The sequence below is a fragment of the Paenibacillus sp. DMB5 genome, assembly GCF_001517085.1.
In the GTDB taxonomy this organism is placed as follows: Bacteria; Bacillota; Bacilli; order Paenibacillales; family Paenibacillaceae; genus Paenibacillus_AQ.
In genome coordinates this window covers 1-6,345 of record NZ_LRAC01000099.1, presented here as the reverse complement: position 1 = coordinate 6,345, position 6,345 = coordinate 1, and the positions used below count along the sequence as shown (strand labels likewise).

At 56.0% G+C, this 6,345-nt stretch carries 5 protein-coding genes; 1 reads left to right on the top strand and 4 read right to left on the bottom strand.

Annotated elements, in window-relative coordinates; translation table 11 throughout:
* The 4 genes from AWJ19_RS10740 to AWJ19_RS10725 form a co-directional block, all read right to left on the bottom strand.
* Nucleotides 1–2,677, bottom strand: a 2,677-nt coding sequence (locus tag AWJ19_RS10740) for a hypothetical protein (RefSeq protein WP_068723609.1), incomplete at its 3' end; no start/stop codon positions are given.
* The gene (locus AWJ19_RS10735; RefSeq protein ID WP_068723607.1) at nucleotides 2,674–3,936 is read right to left on the bottom strand and encodes a hypothetical protein; all 1,263 of its coding nucleotides are present in this window, start codon (nucleotides 3,934–3,936) and stop codon (nucleotides 2,674–2,676) included. The genes AWJ19_RS10735 and AWJ19_RS10740, both read right to left, overlap by 4 nt.
* A 112-nt stretch (nucleotides 3,937–4,048) precedes the next feature.
* Nucleotides 4,049–4,684: a beta-mannanase gene (locus tag AWJ19_RS10730; RefSeq protein ID WP_068723605.1), complete on the bottom strand. Its 636-nt coding sequence runs from the start codon at nucleotides 4,682–4,684 to the stop codon at nucleotides 4,049–4,051.
* Between the two features lie 52 nt (nucleotides 4,685–4,736).
* Nucleotides 4,737–6,014, bottom strand: coding sequence for a vWA domain-containing protein (locus AWJ19_RS10725; RefSeq protein WP_068723604.1), 1,278 nt, complete (start codon nucleotides 6,012–6,014; stop codon nucleotides 4,737–4,739).
* A gap of 116 nt (nucleotides 6,015–6,130) precedes the next feature.
* Here AWJ19_RS10725 and AWJ19_RS10720 point away from each other — a divergent pair.
* Nucleotides 6,131–6,345 (top strand): hypothetical protein (locus tag AWJ19_RS10720; RefSeq protein ID WP_198536540.1); only part of this gene is annotated, 215 nt, incomplete at its 3' end.

Here is a 6,345-nt window from a genome sequence, read left to right as displayed (position 1 = left end):
CGCCGTCCGTCCCGGCTCCTGCGTTGTCCGCCGCGCCGCCGTCTGTACCAGAGCCGGCTGCATCCGTGGCGGCGGCTCCCGGTTCCGGCGACACCACGAGGCAGCTGCCCGCCGTCGCAACCACATCATACATGTCCGTCACCTCATCCCCGGACATGAGCCCGATCTCCGCCGGTTTAAAGGCGGAGCACTCCGCGGCATCCTCAAAGGTGAACACCAGCCGGGTGCCGGCCGCGCCGCCGCTGCCAAGCGCTACCGTAACCGAGCCATCCCCGGAGCCAGTCTCCGGCTGCGCTGTATCGGCAGGGTCCGGCCGCAGCAGGCTGACCGCTATAATGACCGCGATGATCACGAGCCCCAGAACGTAGCCGCTGATCAGGAGTTGAAATCGGCTGCGGCTGACCCACCGCGCCAGCGGTGAAGCCAGCTTGCTCCGGGCTTCGTTATAAACATTCTGCAGTGCCGGTCCTGCGGCGGCGGCATAGCTTTTGCGGAAATCCCGGTTTTTGAAGGCTTCACGGTCTTTGTTCATGAAGTACTTCAGAATGGCCCGCTTATATCCCGGCCACAGCTTTTTATTAGAAACCGTGAACAGCCTGCTGCCCTGCGACCAGTCGAAGAAACGGTACACCGTCTCCTTATCTCCATCCGCCTTGCGCACAACCAGCTCCAGCAAAGCCTCATAATCCAGCGGCCCGTCCTCGCGCTCACTGATATGATAGAAGGCTAGCGGCAGACGATCAAAAGGCTCCGCACTGCGCATATCCTTCAGCCATCGCCGTCCAAGCAGCTGCACATCGTCCAGCTCCCGCGGAGCAAGGCCGGCAAAAATCTTCTCATCCGGCTTCTCTTCGCCAAACCAGCGGTAGGCGGCCCGCAGGGCATTCGCTTTGCGTCTGCTGATGGAATCCAGCGGCGGCTGCCAGTCCTCAGCGTCGCGGTAACGCAGGAACGAAATATCCAGCAGCTGCTCCAGCGTCAGCTCGTCCAGATCAACACGGCTGAGCAAAAAGCGGTCTGCTGCATCCGCCAGCTCCAGCAGCAGCGACATCGCCTCCGGATAGAGGCCGCTGCCTCTGCGCCGTTCTTTTTCGGCTTTTTCGACAAAATCATGGGCGGCCGCTACGGCAGCCACAGGATTGTTGTCCCCGGCCAGCTTTTCCAGCAGATATTCCTTAACCATGTCCCGGGCAAAGGACTGCTCGAGCACCTCCGGTAAAGCACGCCCCCAATGGAATACGAAGCGCATAACGTCCCTTGAATCAGCCGCAGCAGCAAGCCGGGATTCCATATAAGGCTCCAGCAGCTGTCTGCGGAATATCGGCTGGCCCAGCACTTTTTTGAAAAAAGCAGCACTGAGCTCTTCATTGCTCTCAATAATGCCATAAGCCGAAGCCAGCACATCCTCCCGCCCTGCAGCCGGACAGTTCAGCATGCCGTTGATGAAAAAGTCGACGATTTTGCCCCGGTAGTTATGCCCCTCCAGCACAAAGTACTCCTTGAACTGCTCAAGCACTTCAGGCTGGGGAATCCCGCGCTGCCGGATGGCATCATACTCACGGTCGAAGCGCTCCAGGAACAGATCATTCAGCCGCACCCGTGACTCCAATGCTCCCTGGGGCTTCAGGTAGGACAACAGACCGCTGAGCACAGCGATTTTATTGTCCGTGTACGCCTGCTCCTCCCCCTGCTCAATCTCATAAAAGACCGCCAGCTCGTTATATACCGCCAGCTGCAGCTTACGCTCCGGCCCTTCACCTGTCAGAAGGGAATCGGCGAAACGGGCATAATCCTCCATGCTGCCCTTCCGGTTAAGCGTCTTCCAGACCAGCTCGGCAAAAGGCTGGGGCGTTCCGCCAAAATCAGCATTGAGCATACGGCGGGAGGCCAGATCGAACACATAATCCTTCTCGATATTGCGGTCCCCGGGACGCAGTGAACCCTTTTCCACAAAGGTCAGGTGAATGTATTTGCGGCTCTGGGGCTCATTCGCATATGTAATGACGCCCAGCCTGCGGCGGTAATCATAGGGCAGCACACTGAACAGAATCTCTGTCAGTTCTGCAGCACGCTGCGACACCTCGCTGATGGGGACATCGAGCGCAATATAGATTTTTTTCTTCCCGGCGACAGAGAGCATAACAGCCTGCAACAGGGCCTTGAACCATTCTTCATTAAAACCGAGCGTACGCAGCACGGTCAGCGGGTCAGGCCGGCTTTCGCGCTGCTTCACAGGGATATGGTCCAGCTCCGGCAGAGTTCCGCCCGGTTCCCCTTCATGACTGACAGCAAAGTCTGCATGCAGCCAGTCGCCGTAATGCTCCACAATCTCCTCCGAGCGGATCGGCGGCACAATAAAGTTATGGGCGAAAAAAGCGCTCCGCTGCCCCGTAAAATCAGCCGCCAGGTAGCGGCTCTGACCAATTACCGTATCGTTCGTCTCCGTATGGAACAGATGCAGCGCAGTTGGATAAATCTCCTCGTTCTTCTCGCCGCGTGCCGCAAGCTCAGCCGGAGCATCGTAGACGCAGAAGGGGTGGAGAATTTTTTTGACAAAATTATTATCCAGACTGTCCGATTTCGCTACCGTATCGAAGCCCTCGGTTGCCCGGTAAACCCCGCGCCGCTCGCGGGTGTACATCTGCTGGGTGATGCCGGACCCTGTAAATCTGTTCACGGCCCGTCGCTCCCCTCAATATAATTCAGCTTATGCAGCAGCCAGATAAACGGCTCGTCCACACGGATCGGGCTGACCACACCCTCTATTCTCTGATTGACCGGATTGCTGCCCAGCGCGGATACAGCGAAATACCCCGTATTGGCAAAATAAACATCCATCGTATCCTTGAACGGGCGGTCCACCTTCTCGATGAAGCGGCGGATTTCCCCGTCGATGTTATGATACTCGCCCTGATTTAATGTTTTACGGTGCACATAGTTATTAAAAACATTGCTGTTCGACTTGATATAATCGCCGTCCTCATCCTTGAGCGAATGCAGCATATCGCTTTTGGTCAGCACGACCGCTGTAGGGATGGAGGTTTTGCTCTTCTCCTGATAGGCGATAAAATCGCCGAACATCGTCAGCACCACATCGCGCGGTTCATCATACTGCGATACCCACTCGCCCGGCTTGTCGCCGTAGTTGATGCGGATCTTCTCGCGGATAGAGCGGATTTGCAGCGGATCAACCATGAACAGGATACCCGCGGAGTTTTTGATATGCTGGCCGTGCAGCCCGAGATAATCCTGGTCCACCATGCCTTCACCGGCAACATCGAAGAATACCAGCGTCAGCGGCGGCTTGCTCTCATCCTTGAAGACAAACTGGAAGATGAACGGCTCCTGCATTTTTTCCTTCTGGGTCGAGGCCAGCAGATCGCCGCGCTCAAACAGCGGTTCTTCGTACAGCGTGCGGAACTTGCGGCTGATTTCGGCATTCAGCGGCATGCAGGCTGCGTCAAAATGCCCCGCCGTCGTATGCTGCAGCGTATGGATCAGCGAGGTCATATATACCGACTTCCCTACCTGGGAAGCGCCGATGATGGAGATAATGTTGCTCGGCACCTTGCCCGCGGTTACAGGCAGCTCATTATGGCAGGCCGGACAAAGCCGTCTGCGCGTCAGCACCCCGTAGCGGTCGGTGAGCCCGGTCAGCACATGGTCTGTGTAATGATGGTATTCTTCCGGAATATCCGCCGGATTCAGAATGGCCTCCATATCATCCACGGTATCGAGCCCGAAGCGCTCACGGTACTTGTTGAGGGCATCATCCTCGCCCAGCGCGTAATTCTCATCATCCTCACGGCTGTGCATGGCCCGGAAAACGACTTCCTCCGGCTGGAATTTCGTGAAGCAGTACGGGCACACAATATCATAAAAAAGCGGCCTCGGCTGCGGCTGGTTTTTCTTCATAAAGCGGCTGAAAAAAGACATCTCTATTCCTCCCAACGTTTTGTCGTTGTCTGAGCGTTACTTTTCTGTCGGTCATTCGCCATGGGCTAAAGTACGAGTGAAAAATGTGGACTTTTAACTGCACGAAATACACTTATTCCGGCACCAGCTCGTAATACTGCCCATACTTCCGTCCATCGGTGAAAAAAATCCGCACAAAGTCCTCTTTGCCGATCTCGATCGGCGGCAGCGCGTTCCGTCCGGCGGCAAAATCCTGCACGAACGGGAACAGCATGCCGTCCTCCCTGGAGGCCGGATGCCCGCCTCTTTTTTTGACATAACAGAGTACATCCTTCGGCACCGGCACTTCGGCGGTAATCGTCATATGTACTGTTTTTTGCTTGCTGAATATCGTTTTTTTCTGGCTGACGGAATAATAAATCCTGGCCTTGCCGGCGCTGACTGTAATCTCGTTAGAACGGTCCGGCTGCCTGATGAGCAGTGTCTCCCCGTTATCGTTAATCCGGGCATATATCGTATAGACCACCAGGCCGATATCATCCATCCGGTCGCGGTAGCCGTTGTTCGCTTTGTATTCCTCACGGGTGTACAGCTTCATGCCGGAAGGCGGAAGCGGGCCGCGATCCGCCCCTTCCGCTGTTCCTTTGTGGATGCAGACCGCCTGTACGCCGTCCGGCCAGCGCCATCTCAGCGTACAGAACCGGTCCTCCACCCGGGCAGTCACTTCCGTAATGGCCTGTGCAGGGAGAGTTTCTTCGGCGTACCTCATGACTGTATGCTCCTTTCACCTGTTCATTAACTTTAGCTGGTGCTGACGGGCCTTAGAAGCCCTTGCTGTTCCCGTTTCTGCGCGGCGAATGAAACCCTTCGGAACCGGATGCTGCCGCTGCCGCCTCTCTTCTTCCCCGGCGGGACAGCCGTCCTTCGCCGACCGGTACTACATAGGTAAAGAGTGAGATAATAGCCGCCAGCACCAGTACAGCGCTCAGCCGGACCAGCGTATCGCCGACGGAATGGCCGTCAAGCCCGAATTCGAGAATCAGACCGGCACACAGGCCGGCTGTCCAGCCGCCGATGCCGAAGCTTTTGGCCAAATGCCGGTTATCAAAAATAATGCCAAGCCCGATCCCAAGCGCAGTACCCACCAGCATCAGCGCCAGAATCCGCACAACTGCATAATAAGGACTGTCTGCTGTAGCATCGCTGCGCTCTGTGAGCAGGGTGCGGTCGCCCAGCCGGTCATAGATCTGCTGGAATACCTCTCCCAGACGGCCCGCATCGGTAACATCATAATATTGCCCACCTGTCGCAGCGGCAATATCTCGCAGCAATGTGGCGCCTGACGGGTCGTCCAGCGCAAGCCCGACGGTGTTCACGGCGATTCCCCGGCTTTTATACTCATTTAATTCAGTAGCTGTATCAAATTGGCTAAAGCCGTCTGAGAGCATAATGACCATGGCACCCCGGCTTGCTTCTCCGTTACTGCTGATTACATTCATTGCCTCAGTCAGAGCGCCGCTGATATTTGTACCGCCTTCAGTCGTCTGGAGGTTGCTGATAACCTCGGATACCTGTTCGCGGTTATCCGTACTCCGCAGGGAGATCAACGGCTGGACAACGGAAGCATTGTCGCTGAAGGTTACTACAGCAACCTGATTGTCAGTGTCCATCTGCTGCACCAGTGCCTGCGCGGCGGCATACCGGCTGTTGCCGGGGTCGCTCTGCTGCATGCTGCCCGAGTCGTCGATGACCATCACGACATTTTTGACCGTTTTGATGCCGCCAAAGTTCAGCTCATACACAAACTCCATCAGCGTCCCGACGCCGAACAGTATAACCACCGTCAGCGGCAGCAGCTTCCACGACAGCCCCAGATAGCGCTGCTTCCATGACAAACCGTTCAGCCGCGGGGAGATCATCTCAGCCAGCAGTGCACCCAGTCCGATGCCAAGCGCCACTATGGCGAAATAGATGCCGACAATCAGGATTGACGGCAGATCATAAGGCCTGCTGCCCAGCAGCAGCTCTCCAAGCACAAAAGCTATGCCGCCGCCAAGCAGGCTAAAACACAATAAGAGCAGATTGATTTTCCGCTGCATCCATCCTCATCCTTTCAGGAACAACTATTGTTATATTTATACGTTGCGGAGCACAGCCAGCCTGTTATCCTCTTGGACGTGTGTTCCCTGACGAAGTAGGCGGCGGAAAAACTCCCTTGCAGATAACCCTGGCGGAATGGCCGGGATCGGCCGAAATCAAGGGCATTTTTGCCCTTCATTTCGGACGTTTGCCTGCATCGGCTGAAATCAGAGGTATTTTTGCCCTTCATTTCAGCTGTTTGCCCGCATCGGCCGAAATCAAGGGCATTTTTGCTTCTCATTTGGACCGTTTGTCCGCATCGGCCGAAATCAATGGGCATTTTTGCTTCTC